The 18963-nt window shown below is 65.5% G+C and carries 13 protein-coding genes; 8 read left to right on the top strand and 5 right to left on the bottom strand.

Going from position 1 to position 18963, the window contains the following annotated elements:
• Positions 1–3: 3 nt before the first annotated feature.
• Both AB0G47_RS09530 and AB0G47_RS09535 read right to left on the bottom strand, forming a co-directional pair.
• Positions 4–324, bottom strand: coding sequence for a DUF6412 domain-containing protein (locus AB0G47_RS09530; RefSeq protein ID WP_360766095.1), 321 nt, complete (start codon positions 322–324; stop codon positions 4–6).
• A 77-nt stretch (positions 325–401) separates the two neighbouring features.
• Positions 402–1232 (bottom strand): class E sortase, encoded by an 831-nt coding sequence (locus AB0G47_RS09535; protein WP_360766098.1) that lies wholly within the window; start codon positions 1230–1232, stop codon positions 402–404.
• A gap of 166 nt (positions 1233–1398) precedes the next feature.
• Between AB0G47_RS09535 and AB0G47_RS09540 the strand changes: the two genes are divergently transcribed.
• From AB0G47_RS09540 to AB0G47_RS09555, 4 genes are read left to right on the top strand one after another with little or no spacing between them, the layout of a single operon-like run.
• On the top strand, positions 1399–2421 hold the full coding sequence (locus AB0G47_RS09540) for an SEC-C domain-containing protein (protein ID WP_360766101.1): 1023 nt from the start codon (positions 1399–1401) through the stop codon (positions 2419–2421).
• 35 nt (positions 2422–2456) lie between these two features.
• Positions 2457–2912, top strand: coding sequence for a very short patch repair endonuclease (locus tag AB0G47_RS09545; protein WP_360766104.1), 456 nt, complete (start codon positions 2457–2459; stop codon positions 2910–2912).
• Complete coding sequence (locus AB0G47_RS09550) at positions 2909–3916, top strand: DNA cytosine methyltransferase (RefSeq protein WP_360766107.1); 1008 nt, start codon at positions 2909–2911, stop codon at positions 3914–3916. The genes AB0G47_RS09545 and AB0G47_RS09550 overlap by 4 nt, the downstream gene beginning before the upstream one ends.
• A complete protein-coding gene (locus tag AB0G47_RS09555; protein ID WP_360766110.1) occupies positions 3913–5229 on the top strand; it encodes a DNA cytosine methyltransferase in 1317 nt (438 codons plus the stop codon). Before AB0G47_RS09550 ends, AB0G47_RS09555 begins: the two co-directional genes overlap by 4 nt.
• Here AB0G47_RS09555 and AB0G47_RS09560 read toward each other — a convergent pair.
• The 3 genes from AB0G47_RS09560 to AB0G47_RS09570 are packed head-to-tail and all read right to left on the bottom strand — an operon-like array spanning position 5198 to position 10649.
• Positions 5198–6085: a DUF6339 family protein gene (locus AB0G47_RS09560; protein WP_360766112.1), complete on the bottom strand. Its 888-nt coding sequence runs from the start codon at positions 6083–6085 to the stop codon at positions 5198–5200. The genes AB0G47_RS09555 and AB0G47_RS09560 overlap by 32 nt on opposite strands.
• The gene (locus tag AB0G47_RS09565; protein ID WP_360766115.1) at positions 6082–7074 is read right to left on the bottom strand and encodes a hypothetical protein; all 993 of its coding nucleotides are present in this window, start codon (positions 7072–7074) and stop codon (positions 6082–6084) included. The genes AB0G47_RS09560 and AB0G47_RS09565 overlap by 4 nt, the downstream gene beginning before the upstream one ends.
• A complete protein-coding gene (locus tag AB0G47_RS09570; protein ID WP_360766118.1) occupies positions 7071–10649 on the bottom strand; it encodes a sigma-70 family RNA polymerase sigma factor in 3579 nt (1192 codons plus the stop codon). The genes AB0G47_RS09565 and AB0G47_RS09570 overlap by 4 nt, the downstream gene beginning before the upstream one ends.
• A gap of 150 nt (positions 10650–10799) precedes the next feature.
• Between AB0G47_RS09570 and AB0G47_RS09575 the strand changes: the two genes are divergently transcribed.
• Genes AB0G47_RS09575 through AB0G47_RS09590 form a run of 4 tightly spaced genes read left to right on the top strand, consistent with a single transcriptional unit; the run spans position 10800 to position 18569 of the window.
• Positions 10800–12416: an NERD domain-containing protein gene (locus tag AB0G47_RS09575; RefSeq protein ID WP_360766121.1), complete on the top strand. Its 1617-nt coding sequence runs from the start codon at positions 10800–10802 to the stop codon at positions 12414–12416.
• The gene (locus AB0G47_RS09580; RefSeq protein WP_360766124.1) at positions 12413–15571 is read left to right on the top strand and encodes a helicase-related protein; all 3159 of its coding nucleotides are present in this window, start codon (positions 12413–12415) and stop codon (positions 15569–15571) included. Before AB0G47_RS09575 ends, AB0G47_RS09580 begins: the two co-directional genes overlap by 4 nt.
• Positions 15572–15576: 5 nt before the next feature.
• Positions 15577–17472: a DUF1998 domain-containing protein gene (locus AB0G47_RS09585; RefSeq protein WP_360766579.1), complete on the top strand. Its 1896-nt coding sequence runs from the start codon at positions 15577–15579 to the stop codon at positions 17470–17472.
• Positions 17469–18569: a hypothetical protein gene (locus AB0G47_RS09590; protein ID WP_360766127.1), complete on the top strand. Its 1101-nt coding sequence runs from the start codon at positions 17469–17471 to the stop codon at positions 18567–18569. The genes AB0G47_RS09585 and AB0G47_RS09590 overlap by 4 nt, the downstream gene beginning before the upstream one ends.
• Positions 18570–18963: the final 394 nt, after the last annotated feature.

Genomic DNA, 18963 nt, shown 5'->3' on the forward strand with positions numbered 1-18963 from the left:
GCCCTACGCGGCCGTCGGGACGAGACGTCCCGGTGCTCGAGGACGCCTGCGCCCGGAGGCGTCGGGATCGCGCTGGGGCAGGAACGCGGTGCGCTGCTCGCGGTCGCGGATGGCCGTACGCACCCGGGTCGGGGGCACGGCGGGCGCGCAGCGCGCGGCGATCAGGGAGCAGAGGGCGAGCGCGGACCCGGCTGCGGCGGTCGCGGCGAGCGCGACGGCGGCGCTGAGGCTGCCGGCATCGAGGAGTACGACTTCGACGAGAAGGAAGAGCAGCAGCCCGGTGGGCCGAAGGGCGCCCTTCCACTTACGGAGTACGTCCTGCACTACGGGCCCCCTCTCCAGCTACTCACTCGCTCGCTCGCCGATACGACATATCGCGTACAGCCGTTATATCAGGGAGGTCACCTGGGCCGCATCGACTGCAGCTTCCCCCACACGATGAGCCGGTACTTGGAGGTGTACTCCGGGGTGCAGGTGGTGAGGGTGATGTAGTACCCGGGCGAGCTGTACCCGTGGCCGGGCTTGACGCGGCTGTGGGGCACGGGAGCGATGACGCCGCTGTCACCGGCGGAGGTCTGGGCGAGGGTCTTGTCGACGACGTACGTGTAAACGGCCCCCTTGGTCTCGACGACCAGCTCATCCCCACCCCTCAGCCGATCGATCCGCCGGAACGGCTCACCGTGGGTGTTCCGATGCCCCGCGAGGGCGAAGTTCCCGCCTTGGCCGGGCTGGGCGGTGCGCCCGTAATGCCCGACGTACCCCTTGTTGAGTACGCCGCTCTTGCTGACCCCTTCCGCGACGGGGACCCGGATCCCGATCCGGGGAATGCGGAGGACGGCGTAGGCCTGGTCCCAGCGGGGGGCGGGGGCCGGGGCCGGGGCGGCCTGTTGCTGCCGCCGGGGTGAGGGCGCCGGTTCGGGACCGGCAGCGGCGCTCGGCGGGCCCCCGGAGGGATCACTCTCTTCCCCCTCTTCCCCCTCTTCCCCCTCTTCCCCCGTGACGGAATCCCCGGAGTCATCCCCCGAGCCATCCCTCCCCCACTCCTCCTCAAGGGCATGAACTTGGCGCTCGGCGGCTTCCCGGGCCTGCCGGTTGGTCCACCACAGCTGGTGGGCGACGAGAAGAAGGAGTACGACGCCGAGGGTGACGGCGACTTCGGCAACGTTCCACAGCGCGCGGGCGGAGGAGCCCCTCCGCCGCCCCTGCACAACAACAGGAACCCGCTCCCGCACGCGCACCCTCCTCTTCAGGCCGCCCGCACGATAAGGCCAACGCGCCGAACAAGCCATGCCCACGAACCATGCCCCCGAGCCATGCCCCGAGCCATGCCCCCGAGCCGACGCCGATCGCCACGGCAACCCTCCTGCAATCCACCCCCTCGGCAGTACGGTGTCCCGTATGCGCCCCGACACGCCTGCCGACCACATCGCCGAAGCCGAGCGCCTTGAGCGCACGGCCGGCCTGTACCCCGAGGACGCCGAGCAGCTCCTGCTCCAGGCCGCGGCCCACCTGGAGCTGGCCGGCGAACGCGACCGAGCAACGACGCTCTACGACCGTCTCCTGTCCCCGGAGGCCGCCAGTCCGGCCTCGGCCCCGCTCCTCATCCGCGCCCTGAAGGCCTCAAACCTCTGGGAGTACGGCCACGAGGCGGAGGCACGGGCGATCATCGACGGAGTCCGGGCGGCGGCTCCGCGGGACCCGGCCCCGTGGGTGATCGTGGCGGAGTCCCTCGAATCCCACGACGAACTGACCCAGGCGCAGGAGACTTTCACCGAGGCGGTGGAACTGCTCCTGAGGGAGACGGACGTCAACGACCCGTCGTACGAGAAGCGCCCCCTGCTCTTCGGCCGCCACCGCGTACGCCGCCTGCTGGGCGCGGAGCACGACTCCTGGGACGCCCTGGCGGACGAGATCTCGACGTCCCCCGTCCCCCTGGACGAACTCCACGACCCCAAGCGCATCTGGTCCCTGGGCTCACAGGACCCCGCGGAACTGCGCGCGGAAATCTCCCGAATCCAGGCGGAGTTGGGCTCGTACAGGGAGGCGCTGTCCCGCCCGTTCCCGGTGGCGATCCTGCACTGGCCCGCAACGGAACTGGAAGAACTCCTGACGGCGTACCCGTCACTGGAATCGGAATACCCGTCCCACGAGGCGCACTTGTCGACCATAGAGTCGTCACTACGCGAATTGGCCGCTTCCGGCACCCCAAACCTGGGCATCGTGACGGGAACGGTCCCGTCGTACGAGGCGTTCGCGGCATCGGAGGGATCTGATCCGACGGATGTATCGCTGCTGCCGCAGTACGCGACGACGCTGGCGGCACGGGGGCGGGCCGTGGGGTGGCCGCCTCGGGGGGATGAGGGGTGTTGGTGTGGGTCGGGGCGGGTCTACGGCGAGTGCCATGGGGCGACGCAAGCCTAGGGCGATAGGTCGGTCGTAAGTAGGACACTGGGGGCATGCGCGCAGCACCCCCCTCCAGCCCCGACGTCTCGGCCCGGATGAGCCGGCAGAGCAACCGGGACACCACTGCCGAACGGGCAGTACGGAAGCTCCTCCACGCCTCCGGATACCGCTATCGGATCCACTATCCGGTGCCGGGCATGCACAGGCGAAAGATCGACATCGCATTCACACGTGCCAGGGTGGCCGTTCTCATCGACGGCTGCTTCTGGCACGGCTGCCCGGAGCACGCCACCAGCCCCAAGGCGAATGCGGAATGGTGGCGCCATAAACTCGATCGCAACATCGAGCGGGACCAGGAGACGAACGAACAGCTTCGGTCCGAGGGCTGGAAGGTTCTGCGTTTCTGGGAACACGAATCACCGGACGCCGTCATGCGTCGGGTGGCCGCAGCTGTCGACCTGGAAAGGGCAGTCAGGCGGAAACAACGGCAGAAGGGCGGGGGCCGATGAACAAACTACGATTCGTCGACGTGTGCGCGGGGGCGGGCGGGCTGGCCCTGGGGCTGGAACACGCCGGCTTCGAACCCGTACTGCTCCTGGACAAAAAATCAGTGGCTTGCGAAACACTGCGCATGAACCGACCGGCGTGGCAGGTACTGGAAACGGATCTGCTGGAATTCGCCCCTTCGCAGCACCAGGAGACCTACGACGTCGATCTCCTGTCTGCCGGGCTGCCCCGCGTGAAATCCAGCGCGACCGTCGCGCGGACCGAGACCGAGGCCGAGCTGCGCTTGCTGGAGGCGACCGTCTATCTGGCGCACGCCGTCCAGCCCCGGGCGTTGCTCATCGAGAACGTACCGGGGCTGGTGGGCGCACCCGACTTCGAGCCGATACGCGACTTCATCCGCAAGGAACTCGATCATCTCGGCTATCGCTTCCGGTGGTTCGTCCTGAACGCAGCCGACTTCGATGTGCCACAGGACCGGAAGCAAGGGCTTCTCGTCGCGCTGAGGAAGCAGTACTTTGACGCGTTCCGTCCACCGGAGCCGACAGTGCGCGAGCATCGGGCCGTCGGTCGGGCTCTACGCCGGTCCATGGCCATGGGCGGTTGGCGCGACGCCGACCGGTGGGCAGCCCAGGCTCTCAGCGTGGCCCCGACGCTGGTGGGTGGGTCGGACAGACGGGGAGGCGCGGATCTCGGTCCGACCGGGACGAAAAAGGCCTGGGCCCGGATGGGAGTCGATGGCGGCACCGTGGCCGACGACGTTCCTGGACCGGACTTCGCCTGGACTCCTGAGACAGGGCGCCACGGGATGGTCAGGATCACGGCGGACCAGGCCGCGCTCCTGCAGGGCTTCCCGCCCGATTGGAGATTCGCCGGGAAGAAGACGGCCCGTTATCGCCAGATCGGGCACGCCTCACCGCCGCCCGTCGGCAGGGCGCTCGGGCTGGCGATCCAAGCCGCATTGGGGGCACCCACAGCCTCCGTCGCCGGCTACACTTCAACCCCATGAACAGCCCAGAAACACAGGTTCACCATCTCGACGGTGTCCGGATCTTGGACCTCTTCGCAGGTCCTGGCGGCCTTGACGTAGCAGCGCACTTTCTGGGCTTCAAGAGCATCGGGATCGAGTGGGACCGGAACGCGTGCGAGACGCGCTACGCGGCAGGTCTCCCGACGATCCACGCCGATGTGAGCGTCATGCGCGAGACCCGCTTCGACGAGATCCCGAGATCGGTCGACGTACTCGCCGGGGGGCCGCCCTGCCAGTCCTTCTCCGTCGCGGGAAACGGCGCTGGGCGGCGAGCGCTGGACACGGTGAAGGAGTTCATCCACCGCCTGGTGGACGGGGAGGACGAAGCAAGGATCGACAAGGATCTGCATGCCCTCGGTGACTCACGCACCGCCTTGGTCCTGGAGCCGCTCCGCTGGCTCCTCAAGGCGATCGAAACAGAGGGCCGCGACCCGTACAAGGTGATCGTTCTCGAGCAGGTGCCTGCGGTCCTGCCCCTCTGGGAGGTCTACGCGAAGCTTCTGAGCGGCGGCGAAGGGAGACTCAAGGGCGTCAAGTACGAAGCGGATTTCTGGGAGTTGAAGACCGAGCAATTCGGGGTGCCGCAGACGCGCACACGCGCCGTACTCGTCGCTCGGCTCCCGGGGCATGGAGCCGTCGAACCGCTCGAAGCCACTCACCTGCCCTTCGAACTGCATCGAGGCAAGCGCAACGCTGCTCAGGCGGACATGCTCCCGACCGATTCGGCGATTCCCGAGACCAAGCAGCGCTGGATCTCCATGGCGGAGGCCCTCGACGCGGCGAGCAAGCTCCAAGGCTCCCCCGTGGACGTGGCCCGGCTCCGGACGGGAGACAAGATGAAGTTCTTCGTCGTCTCCAACTACGGCTCCGGAGGCGACCCGAAGAACCGCGGCAGGCGCCTGTCCTCCGAGCCGGCCTTCACGGTCACCGGGAAGATCTCTCGGAACAAGGTCTACAAGAGCATCGCGGAGTACGAGGCCGGCCGGTCCGACCGCTTCACCATCCCTGAATCCGGAGTTCTCCAGACTTTCCCGCACAACTTTCCCTGGTCCGGAAAGGACCAAGCACAGCAGGTCGGCAATGCCGTGCCCCCTCGGCTGGGCATGCACGTACTCGGCAGGGCGTTGCGCGGGAACGCCCCCTCCGACAAGGAATTGGCAGCCGCGAGCATTTGGCCGAGCGTGTCCCGGACCACCACGGAGGACCTGCGTCGCCTCGGGTGTGGTGATCAGAGCCAATGTCCTCCGGAATCGCACAAGGTCATTGGCTCTCGTCGGAAGTCCGCCCCCTGACCTGAGCGTCCACGAACAGTTCCTCGAAGTGACCGACCAGGCTCTCGACCGCCTCCTCGGGAGCCCTCTCCTCCTCCGGGCCTTCGGGTAGATGTTCTCTGGGCGACGGTAGGGATGATTCGGCAGCCGAGATCCAGTCGCGTAGCGGCTCCCCGTCACGTTCCACGTCCGGAGCGATGACGTCGTACATAAGGGTCGCCGCGGCAGCGTTGATCGCCGTTGTCAGGGCGTTCACCTCTCGACCGGTGCGCACGGTTCCTCGCTCCATCAGCCTGACGAGAGCCAGAGCGGTGGGACGATGATCGATAACATCCAACCGGAGGGCGGAGTTGAGCATGTCCTGGTTGCCACAGGCCACCACGGCAGTGCGGTAGTCCGAGCCGTCGCGGAAGAGTTCCGCCGCCCACCAGAGCCGGGCGAACGTCTGCTTGCGGTGCGGGCCGACGAACTTGTCGCGAGCCACGCTCCCGTGCGAACCGTCCGCCTTCGGTTCGGAAAGATGCCGCCACACCACGTAGTCCGGCGCCACGCCAAGGGCCAGATACGTCCAGAACCGCTTCTCGGCCGCTTCCCGTCGGGTCAGTCGAAGAGTCTCGTGCAGACGCGGTGCCAGCCAAGCGTCCGCAGCCGTGGGGCGCTCGTCCCGGAACCTGTCCAAAGCGTGGTCGATCAGATCCCGGACACGATGCAGTCGCATGCGCGCGTCGTCACCCGGAAGCGGCTCGGCGACCTTGTTCAGCGCGATGGAGGGGACGTCCTCTCGCCCCTCGAGCAGTCCGGCGGAGATGTACTCGGCGGCCTGCACATCCGAGATCAGAGCAAGCCGTTCCGGCAGATGCTCGGGGCGGGAAGTCACGCGTTGGTCTCCTGGTCGAGTCGTTCAATGTCACGGACTGTGGCGGCCAGCGCTTGGGGAACCGAGGCGCGGCGGCCGGCCGCGTACTGGATCCGCGGCTGAAGATCAGCCCAACTCCCCTCGCCCATACGCCGATTGTGCACATCTCGGAGAGCGTCGTCCTCAGACCGCCCGGGGACGATGTCCGGGAGCATCTCCCGGAGCACTGCACCTCGCCAGTCGGGAGGAAAGAGCGGAGTCCCGTCGTCCTCGATCTCCAGGTCGCCGATAGCGGTGTGAAAGACCGCAGTCCACACATCGGCGCACATCTGGGCGAGCAACATCTCGCCCACCACACCCTCCACCTTCGAACCCCGCCCGCTCACGAGCGGTACGAGGCCCTCGAAATCCGAGTTCAGGCGTACGGTGGGCATCCGCCCCGAGGTGTCCACGATCCAGGGCGCCTCCCGGAAGCTCCGCAGCCACTCCGCGCCTCGGGCGAAACTGACCGTGCTGACCTCGAGTTCACGATCTCTGAGGGGGGCGTCGGCCGTCACATCGATCAACCACTCCTGATCGGTGGAGGCAATGATCCGGCCCGATGTCCCCCCGACTGTTGCCACCACGTGCACAGCGAGGGACGCGCGGTCCAGGTGGTCATCCCGGTCGAGCTCGATCTCTCCACTCCAGTCCCTGCCACCGTCCGCCGAGGGTGCCAGCCTTGCGACAGTGCGCAGGTTGGTGGCCCCCTCCGTCAGAACGGCGACAACCGTGATGTCGGACCAGTGGCCCTTCGTCTCTATCTCACGAACCGGTACGTTCGCCTTCAGGGTGAGCCGTGCGGTCTGCCAGTCGTCGCGTTCGGCCCTGCCGAGTGCCACGACCTGCTCGACAACCGAATAGGCCGTGGTGTCCAGCTGCTCACGGATGTCACCGTGGCCACGAAGCCGCACGGCCGTGACCCGCGCTGTCACCGCGCCGGTCAGTCGGGGGTACGGGTAGACCCTCACGCCAAGCCCCCCTTGCTCTCGTGGAGTTCGACGACGAGACCTGTCAGCGCGGCCCTCACCGGATGCGTGGCCACATCGGTGACACCTCGAAAGACTGCGCGGCGAGTTCCAGGCGCGAAATGCAGTACCCCGTCGGACAGTTCGCAGTTGCTGACAGCGGCCAGCTCCGCCCACTTCACCACCGGGCGAGTACCGGAGCGAACCTCCAGCTTCGCCACAGGACTCATTCGCCAGGGCTCTTCCCCAGGCGTCACCTTGACCTCGGCGGTGATCTGCCACGCACCGGAGGGGTCGATCACGGCCTGCAAATCGTCCAGTTTCGGAGGTGTCGCAGTCCCCCTGACCTTCGAGGTGGGCTTGCCCGAGAGCTTGAGCCGCTTGCTGACCTTGCTCGTTCCGCTGGCCTTCTTCGCTTTGGGCACTGCCACAAGTTCGTGCACGGCCCTGTTGGTCTCCGACGTCAATGCCTGAATCCGTCGATAGGCCGAAGGCGAGTAGCGCATCCTCAACTCCTCGGTCTGAGCCCACTTGTTGTGCTCGGGTGGCTCGGAGAATCGGAGGAAATCCTCAGCCTCGGCTGCGAACGGCGCATCGGCTCCGGCCGCCCGGCCCGCAAGAAGGACCGCCTGGAACGGGTTGGTCCCCACAGGGAGACCGGGCACCCAGCTGGTCTTGACCGTCATGCGATTGCCACGCATCTGAGTCACCCGATTGATCGGCCCGTCGTCATCCGTGGCGTCGGTGACGAGGAGCACTGCCCGGTGCTCACCCGCTGTACCAGCAAGGCCATCCCTCTCCGGAACCTTCAACGGCACTGTTGTGAGGGCAACTTGGCCGGGCTCGGTGAGGCGCTCCACGGTGGTGCCGCTCAGGAAGGCCCGCAGAGCACGCGAGCGCGCGGGTTGATGAACATGTGGCTCGACCCGCTCCTGGGCAATGCATTCCACTCCATTGCGCAGAGTCCGTACCGATGCCTCCAACAGTGGCCGGCGGTCAGTTCCCGCTGTCATCGCGGCCCAGAAGTTGCGCCCGAGCGCCTGGACCAACCTCTGGTGCATGCGCTCCAGGCTGTCCTCGTCGTCGCCAACATCGCCTTCCTGGTCCTGCCCAGTACCGACGAGGCTGGCCACATCATGCGCTCCGACAATCAAGAAGGATGTGCCAGGATCATCCCCCTCGCGGGTCAAATGAAGATTTTCGACCGTCTCTTCATCAGCCCACCAGGAGCGGACCACTTCCCCGTTGGCCGCCTCGGTATCCGGCCGGCCCAGCCAAGCGGGACCGGCGAATCTCCTGCCGTCCACCTCCCGCCAGGGCAGATCGAGACGTCCGATCAGTCGTCGTCGGCTGTGTCCATGATGCGGTTCGGAGAGCGTGGAGTTCATGAGGACCAGTCCCAGTCGGCTGGTCGCCCAGAGCGTGGCCTTTCCGAGGCCGTATGAACCACCGGCCGCCGCATCCGACTTGCGGCTCTCCAGCTGACGCCGCACCACTGCGGCGAATCGACCGTCCTCGTAGTCGTCACCGGTGAGTCCGTTGGCGTTGTAGTCGTCTACACGAAGAAGGACCAGCCGATCCCGCTCCAGCATCTCCCGAAGACCGGCACTGATGACCCGTCCGACCTTCTGGTCCTGCGCGGCGGCCGCCTCATAGTGGGGATGGAGGTCGTGCCAGCGGATCGCGGTGCGGAACCGGGCCAGGGCGTAACCGGTCAGTTCGTGCAGGGTGTAACAGACCTTGACCGGACGGTCGTTCCTCCTGTCGCGTTCGTCGAGGCTGTTCTGGGTCGCCTCACGGGCCAGGACCTCCAGGTCGGCCTCGAAGGCGAACGCCGCCGCGTTGCCGAACTCCCGCCCGCCGTCGTCGTGCCCCGGACGGTGGTACCACACGACCGCAGCCGCCGATTCGTCCTGCTGATCCAGACCGAGCTCGGTCTCCTGCTGGGTTCCCTCCTCGGCTCCAAGGACGTCCTGCACCCTGGCCAAAAGGTCCGGGTGCGGCACAGAACGGTCGCCGAGCCAGGCTTCGACCAACGCCCGCGTCACTCCCAGGCGGTGCGCCAGTTCATTTTCGTCCGTCCCGTTTCCTTGCATCCGCTCGGCCAGCCACCGACCGAACTCCCTCTCCTGCGAGGCCACCGTTCCCTCATTCCCGTCGGAACTGTTCTCTGTCTCCGGTGCGCCGGCACCGCTGTGCGCCAGCGACTCTCCGGCCCCCGGCTCCTCCCACTCCTCCGGGACTCTGCGGAGTTCGGCTCTCTCAGCGGCTTCCCGAGCGATCTCTCGAGCGGCCTTCAGACGGCGGCGTTCCGCGTCGGGATCATCGGGCTCCAATCCCATTTGGATCCTCAGGTCCTTCAGCGCACGCTTCTCTATCTGCCGAATACGTTCGCGCGTTACTCCAAATTCCTTACCAATTTCATCCAACGTCCAAGATGTGCCATCGAAAAATCCATGCCGCAGCCGAAGGATCTTCCTGACCCTGTCCGTGAACACGCAAGCATCGAACAGCTGATAGAGCTCCTCGCGCTCAAATTTGGACCGCAGTTCCTGCTCCGGACCTGACATCGGCCGAACCGCGTCGACGACCATTTCTCCGAGAGTCGCGTTCTCGCCGATGGGTTGCGCGAGCGACAGAACCGCCCGACGCCCCAACCGCCGATAGACCTCAACCTTGGCGGGGCTGAGCCCACACGCCAGAGCAAGATCATCGGTATTGGGAATGCTGCCCTGCTCGAGAAATTCCCGCTCCCTCTTCCGAACCTTCTCCACATTGGTCCAGATATGCACAGGGAGCCGAATTGCCGCCTCTTCGTTGATCACGGCCCGAATGATGCGTTGCCGAATCCACCACGTGGCATAGGTGGAAAACTTGCATCCCACGCCGATGTCGAACTTCTCCACGGCGCGAATGAGTCCGAGCATGCCGTGCTGCGCAAGGTCGTCGTACATGGGATTGCCCTGGTTTCGCCCCAATCCACGCAGGATCTTACGAACGAGCAGTTCATTGTGGAGAACCATTGCGGATAACGCCCTGTGCGCCTCGCTGTCTTGCGCAAGTGTCGCCAGGTACCCATCGGGCAACGACTCCGATGGGCTTCTGTCGCCTCGGAACAAGAGGCAGAGCCCCACTTCCTCCTCGGCGCTCAGTAGGCGACGTTGCGGGTTCGCTCGCCTCCGATCGGAATCGAGCAGCTCCCGAGCGGCACGACGGGCGGCGTCCATGTCGTCGATACGCACCGTCCCGCGCAACGACTCGATGTCCGGGACTTCCTCTTCCTCCTCGGGGGAATCCAGGTCGTCGAGAACCTCGTCGAGGCCGGCCTCGCGGTCGGCAGTCGCGCGCTGCGCGAAGTCCGACTCTTCCTCGCTGTCCTCGTCTTCGACCGCCGCCGCCACCACAGCCTCGTACAACGCCTCGGTCTGCTGCGCGTCGAGGCGCGCGGCCTTCATCACCTGCTCCAGAGCTGTACGGCGGTCGAGTCCTTCGGCCGTGAATCGACGTATGAGTCCGACGAGCCGATCCCAGCCGGCGTCAGCCATCTGCCTGCTGGATCCGCCCCGCTCCGTGGTCATCACTCCCCCGCACCCTCGTTCCGTCGCTGCCCCCTCGTAGTCCATCATTCATCGGGCCGCCGCTGCCAGCACTTCTGGCCAGAGCCCGTGCCTTGAGGATGTGCCACTCGGTAGTTTGAGGGCGTCCTGGCTTAACCATGGGGAGAGTTGATGCGGATCATTCCGAGCGAGATCTCGAGCAGCACCACGAGCCGGGGCGAACGCAGCGTGTTCGCGGCGCTCAAGGCGATTCCCGATGACCAGAGCGTCGCGCTGCACGCGGTCCATCTCCCCCAGCACCACAAGAAGCGTGTCGGCGAGATCGACTTCGTCGTCATCATGCCCGACATGCTGCTCTTCATCGAGGTCAAGGGCGGTCAGGTCCGACAACGCGACGGGAAGTGGTACTACGGCCCGCCCGGTCGCGAGGAGGGCCCCAAGGAGAGCCCCTTCACTCAGGCCAGCGGGGGCATGCACGAACTCGACCGGGAAATCGGCGCCCTGGTCGGGAACTTGAGAGACCACGGCATCCCCAGCGGATACCTCGTGGTCACCACGGACATCGACCTCCAACGCACGACCGAGTTCGAGCCGCAACAGTATCTGGGCACCACCGCGTACGACGGCGGACGCGGTCTGGCACAGGGCATCGAACGAGCGACCCGCTTCTGGCTGGAGCGGAACAAGTGGGCACGCACCCCCGTCTCCGCCGCCCTGCGCAAACGGATACTCGATGCCATCCGTCCGAATTTCGACCTCGTACCCAATCTGCAATCCCGGCTGACGCATCTCGATGTCGCCTTCGAACGTCTCACCAACGAACAGCTCGACAGGCTGGACGAGTTGGAGTCCCACCGCCGCCTCATCTGGACCGGTGGCGCAGGCACCGGCAAGACGTTCCTCGCCGCCGAGGCAGCTCGTCGCAAGTCCGCCACCAGTAGCGTCCTGTTCACCTGCGCGAGTACCACGCTGGCTACCCACATGGACCGGATCCTGTCCGACGACGCGATCACCGTCCTGCCGTTCGACCGTCTCGACGAGGTGGAGGGACGCGCCTTCGACCAACTGATCGTCGACGAGGCGCAGGACTTGATGACCCTCGAGTGTCTCGACACCCTGGAGAAGCTGGTCTCGGGTGGTCTCTCCGAGGGGCGATGGCTCTTCATGCTCGACCAGAACAACCAGGTCCTGACCCCCGACGCCTACGACCCCGACGCCTGGGAGTACCTGCAGCCCCTGGGCTTCCCGTATGGGCCCATGAAGCGCAACTGCCGCAACACTGTGCAGATCGTCAAGCAGGTCCGCTCCTACACGGGAGCCAACCTCGGCGTCGCCTCCGCGGGTGAGGGGGAGCCTGCCCGCTTCACCGACGTGCACGATGCACAGGACGAGGCCACCGCCCTCGATGCCTACGTCAACGAACTTGTGCGGGACGGAGTCTCCCCGAGGGACATCACGCTGCTGTCCGCTTCCGGGGACTGGGGAACGAGCTCGGCTCGTCTGTCACAGCGAGCGTCCAAGATCGAGCGATTTGCCGACGTGGTCGGGACCGATCGGACGAAGCACCGTCTCACCTGGTCCTCCATCGTCGACTTCAAGGGCCACGAGAACCATGTCGTCTGTCTGATCGACCTCGAACCCGAACACCTCGAAGGGCGCCTCGACGCACTCTACGTCGCCTGGACCAGGGCTCGCGCCCAGCTCTGGATCGCCTGTCGTCCCGGCACCCGCCAGAAACTGAGGGACCTGGGTATGGCCGTACTGGCCCGGGAGGGGCACCTCAAGTGAACGACTCCGAATCGCGGCTCTCCGATCACCGCGCCGACTTCGTGGCGTACCTCCGCCGGCAGTTGGTCGGTCCGCCCGCCACCGAGGTCGAGACCCTCGTCGACCCTCCTGACCGGCGCTATCTGATGGGCACGTTGTATCCGCGTGGAGCTTCCTTGTCGGAGCACTCGCAGGAGGACGGCGAGCAGAATTTCAACGAAACAGAGGCTGGAACCGGCGAAGAGGACTGCTTTGCCGACGATCCGGTGGCGGAGGCGAATGCGTGGCTTCCGTCGTCTCTCGGTTTCTCCTTCTTCACCAACGCTCATCAGATCAAGGTGACTTGTGAGGCCTCTCGCTACTTGACGTCCCGTGAAGGCGGACGCCGCAGCTGGCAGAGACAACCGCGACTCTCCACAACGGAGACTGTCACTCCGGAGCAGAAGCTCCCCATCCGTGTCCTGGACGGTCACGGACGCCTCCATGTCCGGTGGCGCCCATTTGGTATCGGGCATCTCGTCACCTGCGTGCTGGCGAACGCCCACGACGAGGAGGAGAGCACCTACAAGGACCGCGATCTGATGCTCTTCCAGGCAGAGTTGGCGGCGACGACACTCGGCGGGACGATCCTCGAGTACCCGAGCACCCGACTCAACAGTCGCGACGAGGAGGAGCAAGAGCTTCGCGTCCAGTACAGGCACATCGTGAACCGGGCCGTGGGGCACGGATGTGCCGTGGAGTGGGACGCCGTATCCGACCACGTAACGACCGTACGAGCGCAGGTCATGCCTCAGCAGGTGGTCGAGCACATCAAACCCGATGGGCCGAAGGATCTGCCGGTACTCAACCTCGCGCACCTGTCCCGTCCCGGGCTCGAAGTGGACGATCTCCGGGCCGAACTGCACTCCTTCGTCCTGGGCTATCGCAAGTGGTTCGACACCCAACGGTCGGAGGCGGATTCCTTGCGGCCGTGGGCCGCAGCGCCCGCCCGACGCATCCTCGACCGTATCGAGGCCGCGCTCGACCGCATGTCGGCCGGGGTGGAGGCACTCACCGCGTCGACCCCGTCGGGAATCAAGGCACGCGAGGCATTTCGCCTGGCCAACCGGGCCATGGCGCTCCAGATGCTCCACAGTCGGCCGGAACTGGCTGGCAGCCGCCGCCGCAGAAACAGCGAGGTCGTCGAACTCACCGAGCCCAGTGACGACTATGCCTGGCACCCGTTCCAACTCGCCTACTTCCTGCTCGTGGTCGAGGGCCTGATGAAGCCCGAACACGAGGACCGCAAGACGGTGGACCTCATCTGGTTTCCCACTGGCGGAGGCAAGACGGAGGCGTATCTCCTCACCGCCTGCTTCGAGATTCTCTGGCGCCGGCTGCGGTTCAAGGCGGCCGGGGGCGGCACGGCCGTTCTGAGCCGATACACGCTGAGTCTGCTCACCACACAGCAGTTCCAGCGCACGGCAACGGCCATCTGCGCCCTGGAGTACATCAGGCGGGGAGACGACGGCCCGCAGCCCCATGATCTGGGGAAGGAGCCGATCTCCATCGGACTCTGGGTGGGCCAGGAGACGACGCCGAACAAGATCTCCGCTGCACAGGACGAGCTCGATTCCCTGAAGCAGATGAACGAACCCGACGACCGCTTTCTGTTGGAACGCTGCCCCTGGTGCGGCACCGAGATCGTTCCGGAACGGCACGGACAGGACCGGGACTTCGGTATCCGGGCAGACGGGGTCACCACCTCGTTCTTCTGTCCGCGCGACACCTGCGACTTCCACAAGTTGCTACCGGTTGCCGTCGTGGACGAACAGATCTACAAAGAACCTCCGACCTTCGTGCTCGGCACCGTGGACAAGTTCGCGCGGCTGGCATGGGAACCAGAGGCGGGGAACCTCTTCGGCCTGGACGGCAAGCGCGCGCCCTCACTGGTGATCCAGGACGAATTGCACCTGCTGGCCGGACCACTGGGAACAACAGTCGGGCTGTACGAATCAGCCATTCTCGAACTGTGCGCCTGGCGCGGCACCACGCCGAAGGTCATCGCGTCGACGGCGACGATCCGCCGCTCGCAGGAGCAGATCCGCAGCCTCTATGGTCGCCCCGCACAGCTCTTCCCTCCGGCGGGGATCGAAGCCGGTCACTCCTACTTCGCCTCGCCCGACAGGGACAAGCCCGGACGCCTGTACGTGGGCGTGATGGCACAGGGACACACTGCCTCGACCTCTACCGTCCACGTGGGTGCCGCAACGTTGCAGGCCCCGAAGGAGATCTGCGACGACGACACTCTCCGCGACGCGTATTGGACCGCGGTCGCCTATCACAACAGCCTGCGAGAACTCGGAAGAACCGTCACGATCGCGAGAGACGACATCCCCGCGCGTCTGGAGCATCTGACGAACGACGACACCCTGCGGCGCGAGTTGAACGACGACTCGGTCGTCGAGCTCACCAGCAATATCCCTCGCGCGGCTCAACCACGGCTCCTTGAACGCCTGGGCAAGAGCTTCAAGGAACGCGGCAGCGTCTCCTTCCTCGCCACGACCAACATGCTCTCCGTGGGCGTCGACGTTCCACGGCTCGGTCTCATGCTGATGAACGGGCAACCCAAGACGACATCGGAGTACATCCAGGCCACCAGCCGCGTCGGCCGTCGTCATGTACCCGGACTGATCGTCACGCTCTTCCGCTCGACCAAACCACGCGACCGGTCCCACTACGAGTCGTTCGGTGTCTATCACCGCTCGCTGTATCGGCACGTCGAACCGACCAGCGTCACGCCGTGGTCCATGCCGTCGCGCAACCGCGCGCTGCACGCGGTGCTCACCATCCTTGTGCGACACGGAATCGGCCTGAGCGCAGAGCGCAAAGCCGGGGACATCGTCGACCACATGACCGAGGTCGCACGAGTCCGCGACCTCGTGATGGATCACGTCCGACAGGCCGATCCGCACGAGGCCGACGACGCGGCCGAACGGTTGGACTCCCTGATCGCAGAGTGGGAACAGGAGGCGAACACCGCGCGTGGCGAAGGACGACCTCTCTTCTACCGATCTCAGGGGCGACCGCACACGTCGCTTCTCACCGACTTCGGAAAGCAAGGCGGAGTGTGGGAGACGGCTCAATCGATGCGCAACGTCGACCGTGAGTGCCTCGTCGCCGTAAGGGGAACGTGACAGCAGTGAAAGACATTCGACGCAAAGTCCGAAGGGCTCAGACCATCGTCCCCTTCGGCGTCGGCGGGATCGTCGACCTCCGAGGGGAATCGTTCGTGGCCGCCGATATCCGGAGTTGGCCGGCCAACGCCGAGGGGGTGGAATCACCACGACTCGCAAGGAAATTGGGAGTCGAGGCCTTCCGTGCGGCCCCGGTCATCCCTTCCGGGAGGAAAGCCTCCTTCGCGTACCGAAAAGGACCCTCGTATGTACGATTTCCCAAGTGGTTGTTCTGCCCTCAGTGCAGGGAAATGGTGCTCTGGCACACGGGTCGTGAAGTGAGGGACAAGCAACCCACGTGCAAGCAGTGCACGGCAAAGTCGCAGCTGGCCCCGATGCGTTTCATCCAGGTATGCAGGGCCGGCCATATGGCCGATATCGACTGGCGCCGATGGGCTCACTCCAAGGGCGAAGGGCATGATCAGCGTCAATGCCAGGTCCACCGACTGCGATTCGTCGCCACTCCCGAATCCTCCGGGCTCGAGGCCCTGCGCGTCGCCTGTGTCGCCTGTCGGGCCGCACGCAGCCTGGAAGGAATCAGCCAGAAGAACATCCTCAAACAGACGGCCCCACGATGCCCGGGAACCCACCCCTGGCAGGACGAGACCGACGAGGCGGATCCCTGCGAGGAAACACCACAGGCAGTACAGCGTGGCGCCTCCAACGTGTACTTCCCGATCACGCATTCGGCGATCGACATCCCTGCGCCCTCGGGCCTGTCCGAGGATGATGAATCGGCCCAGAAGGTCATCATTGATCCACTTTGGCTGGATCTCATCAGCGCGGATGACGGCCCGATCTCCGGTGCCCTCGTAACTCTGATAGCCAACCGATGCGATGTTTCCGAGGAATTTGTGGAAACTATGCGACGCCGCCATGCCTGCCAGGCCGCGTCGACGCCGCCACAGGCTGATTCGGACGATGACCTCAGCATCGCTGAATGGGCTGCCTTTTCTGTCCCGGAATCCGTAGCCGATTCCAAGACCTTCTCCGTGCGCCGGACCCACCTCGGAATCGGAGACGACGATCCTGCATCCATGCAGGAGCTGGCTGCGGGTATCTCTGCGGTCGTCGTAGCGGACCGAGTACGCGAAGTCCGTGCACTCGAAGGCTTCTCGCGGTACGAGCCCAGCTCCGGCGACAGCGAAGAGGACGAGGGCGGGCGCTTCGTGTCGGTCAACACGAAAAACCGTGCCAGGTGGCTGCCCGCCGTGGAAACCTACGGCGAAGGAATCTTCATCGCCGTCGACGAGCGCCGCCTGAGTACCTGGGAGAAGCTTTCGCCGGTACGGGACTGGACACGACGGATCGAGCGCAACCTGGACGCCTCCTTCAAGGTCGACCGGCTGAGAGGCAAATCGGGTCCGGAACTCCTCCCCCGATTCGTGATGCTGCACACTCTGGCCCATCACTTCATCCGCCAACTCTCTTATGACAGCGGATACAACTCTGCCTCGCTACGGGAACGCGTCTACGCCCGGAGCCATTCACCGGGCAGTGAACATCCGTCCCAGGCAGGCGTGTTCATATACACAGCCGCCGGAGACGCAGAGGGCACGTTGGGCGGGCTCGTCCGTCAGGGGCAACCACCGAACCTCGCCGAGACTTTGATCCGACTGCTCGAATCGGCCCAATGGTGCTCGCAGGACCCACTGTGCGCCGACTCGACCGGAAGGTCTCTGGCCAACCTCAACCGCGCCGCCTGCCACGCGTGCACGCTCCTTCCCGAGACATGCTGCGAGATCGACAACTCCCTTTTGGACAGGACACTGTTGATCGGCGACGGTGAGGTCCCGGGATTCTTTCGGGGGGTCGTCCAGGCAGCGCTGGAGGAATCGGCCGCGGCCATCGATCTGCCATGAAGATTCCTTCCCTCCTCGACCTCGAGATCGAGCAGCAGGTAGTCATCGACCTCCCGTTCCATGGAAGTCACGTCATCACGGGAGAAGCCGGCGCCGGCAAGACCGTGATGGCCGTCTATCGCGCGTGGGCGCTGGCAACCGCCGGGCGCGATGTCGCCCTCTTCACACGTTCCAATCTGCTGCATCAGTACCTCGTCCAATTGGCGCCGGACCTGACGGAAGCTCTCAACGTCACCTCGTACCATCGGTGGATCAAAGCTGTCTGGCGCAGGCGCTTCCAGACCGATCCCCCAAAAGTCGACGAGGACGGGTGGATCTACGACTGGACCGAGATGCAGCGGAACTGCATCCTGCAGGAGGTCACGCTGGCCACGCATCTGGTGATCGACGAGGGGCAGAATCTTCCCCTCGGCTTCTACCAGTTGTGCCGCATCCTCGGTGTCGGCGTCACCGTATTCGCGGACGAGCACGAGCGGATCGACGACGAGCAGAGCACTCTGTCCGAGATATGCCGCGCCCTCACCGTGCAGGGCGATCCGCTCGTGCTGCGCGAGAACCGCAGGAACAGTCGAGAGATCGCCATGCTGGCGTACGAGTTCTGCGAGAGGGCCGCGGGTGAGATTCCTCTACCCTCACAGGTCGGCCGCAGACCGACGATCCTGAGGGTGCCCTCCCTGGGGTATCTCCTCACCGGCGTTTCCCAGTACTTCAGCGCTCATCCGGATCGAAGCATCGGAATCATCTGCAGGTCGACCAATTTACTGCGGAACATCCAGAGCGAGCTCACGAACCTGGGGCTTGCGAAGCACACCCAGGCGTACGTGCACAACGATCGATACCGGGACGCCATCGACTTCTCCACGAAACCCATCCGGCTTGTCACCACTGCCAGCATGAAGGGCTTGGAGTTCGACAGCGTCTTCGTTCCGGACCTGGACGCGTACACAGAGGACCCGACCAGCGTGGACGCGCGTCTTCTCCTGTTCGTTCTGTGTACGCGTGCCCGCGAGGATCTCCACTTCGCCCACCGCGGCCCCCAAGAGCCCGCCATCCTGTCGAGCATCCCGGAGTCCCTGTTGGTCCGGCAAGCTGGTTGAGCCAACTAGCAACGTCTCAACGCGCCTCCGTAGCTTCGGCTTCGAAGTGCACCTGCGCGCGCTCCAAGGCCTCGTCCGGGTCACAGCCATGCGCCTGCAACCAATGCAGAAGGTCCGCAATTGCATCGATCGCGACTTTCTCCGCCATGGCGACGCCCAAACCCGAGCGAACCTCACTCCGCGGGTCAGCTCTCTCTCCGTAAAGACCGATCAGAGCCTCGGCACGATCAACGCGCAGTCCGCCTGTGTGCCCGGTCGGCGATCCGAGCCCCGTGGCCAGTTCGTCGGAAGTGCGGGAGAGGTGCGCGGCCGGTCCGGGGATGGGTGCCGGTCTCGTCAAGCGGCCGGCGGCCGGATCTTCCGGGGCGGCGGGAGGCGGAACGCCGGCCGTGGC

It is taken from the genome of Streptomyces sp. NPDC021622, from assembly GCF_040640795.1.
GTDB lineage: Bacteria > Actinomycetota > Actinomycetes > Streptomycetales > Streptomycetaceae > Streptomyces.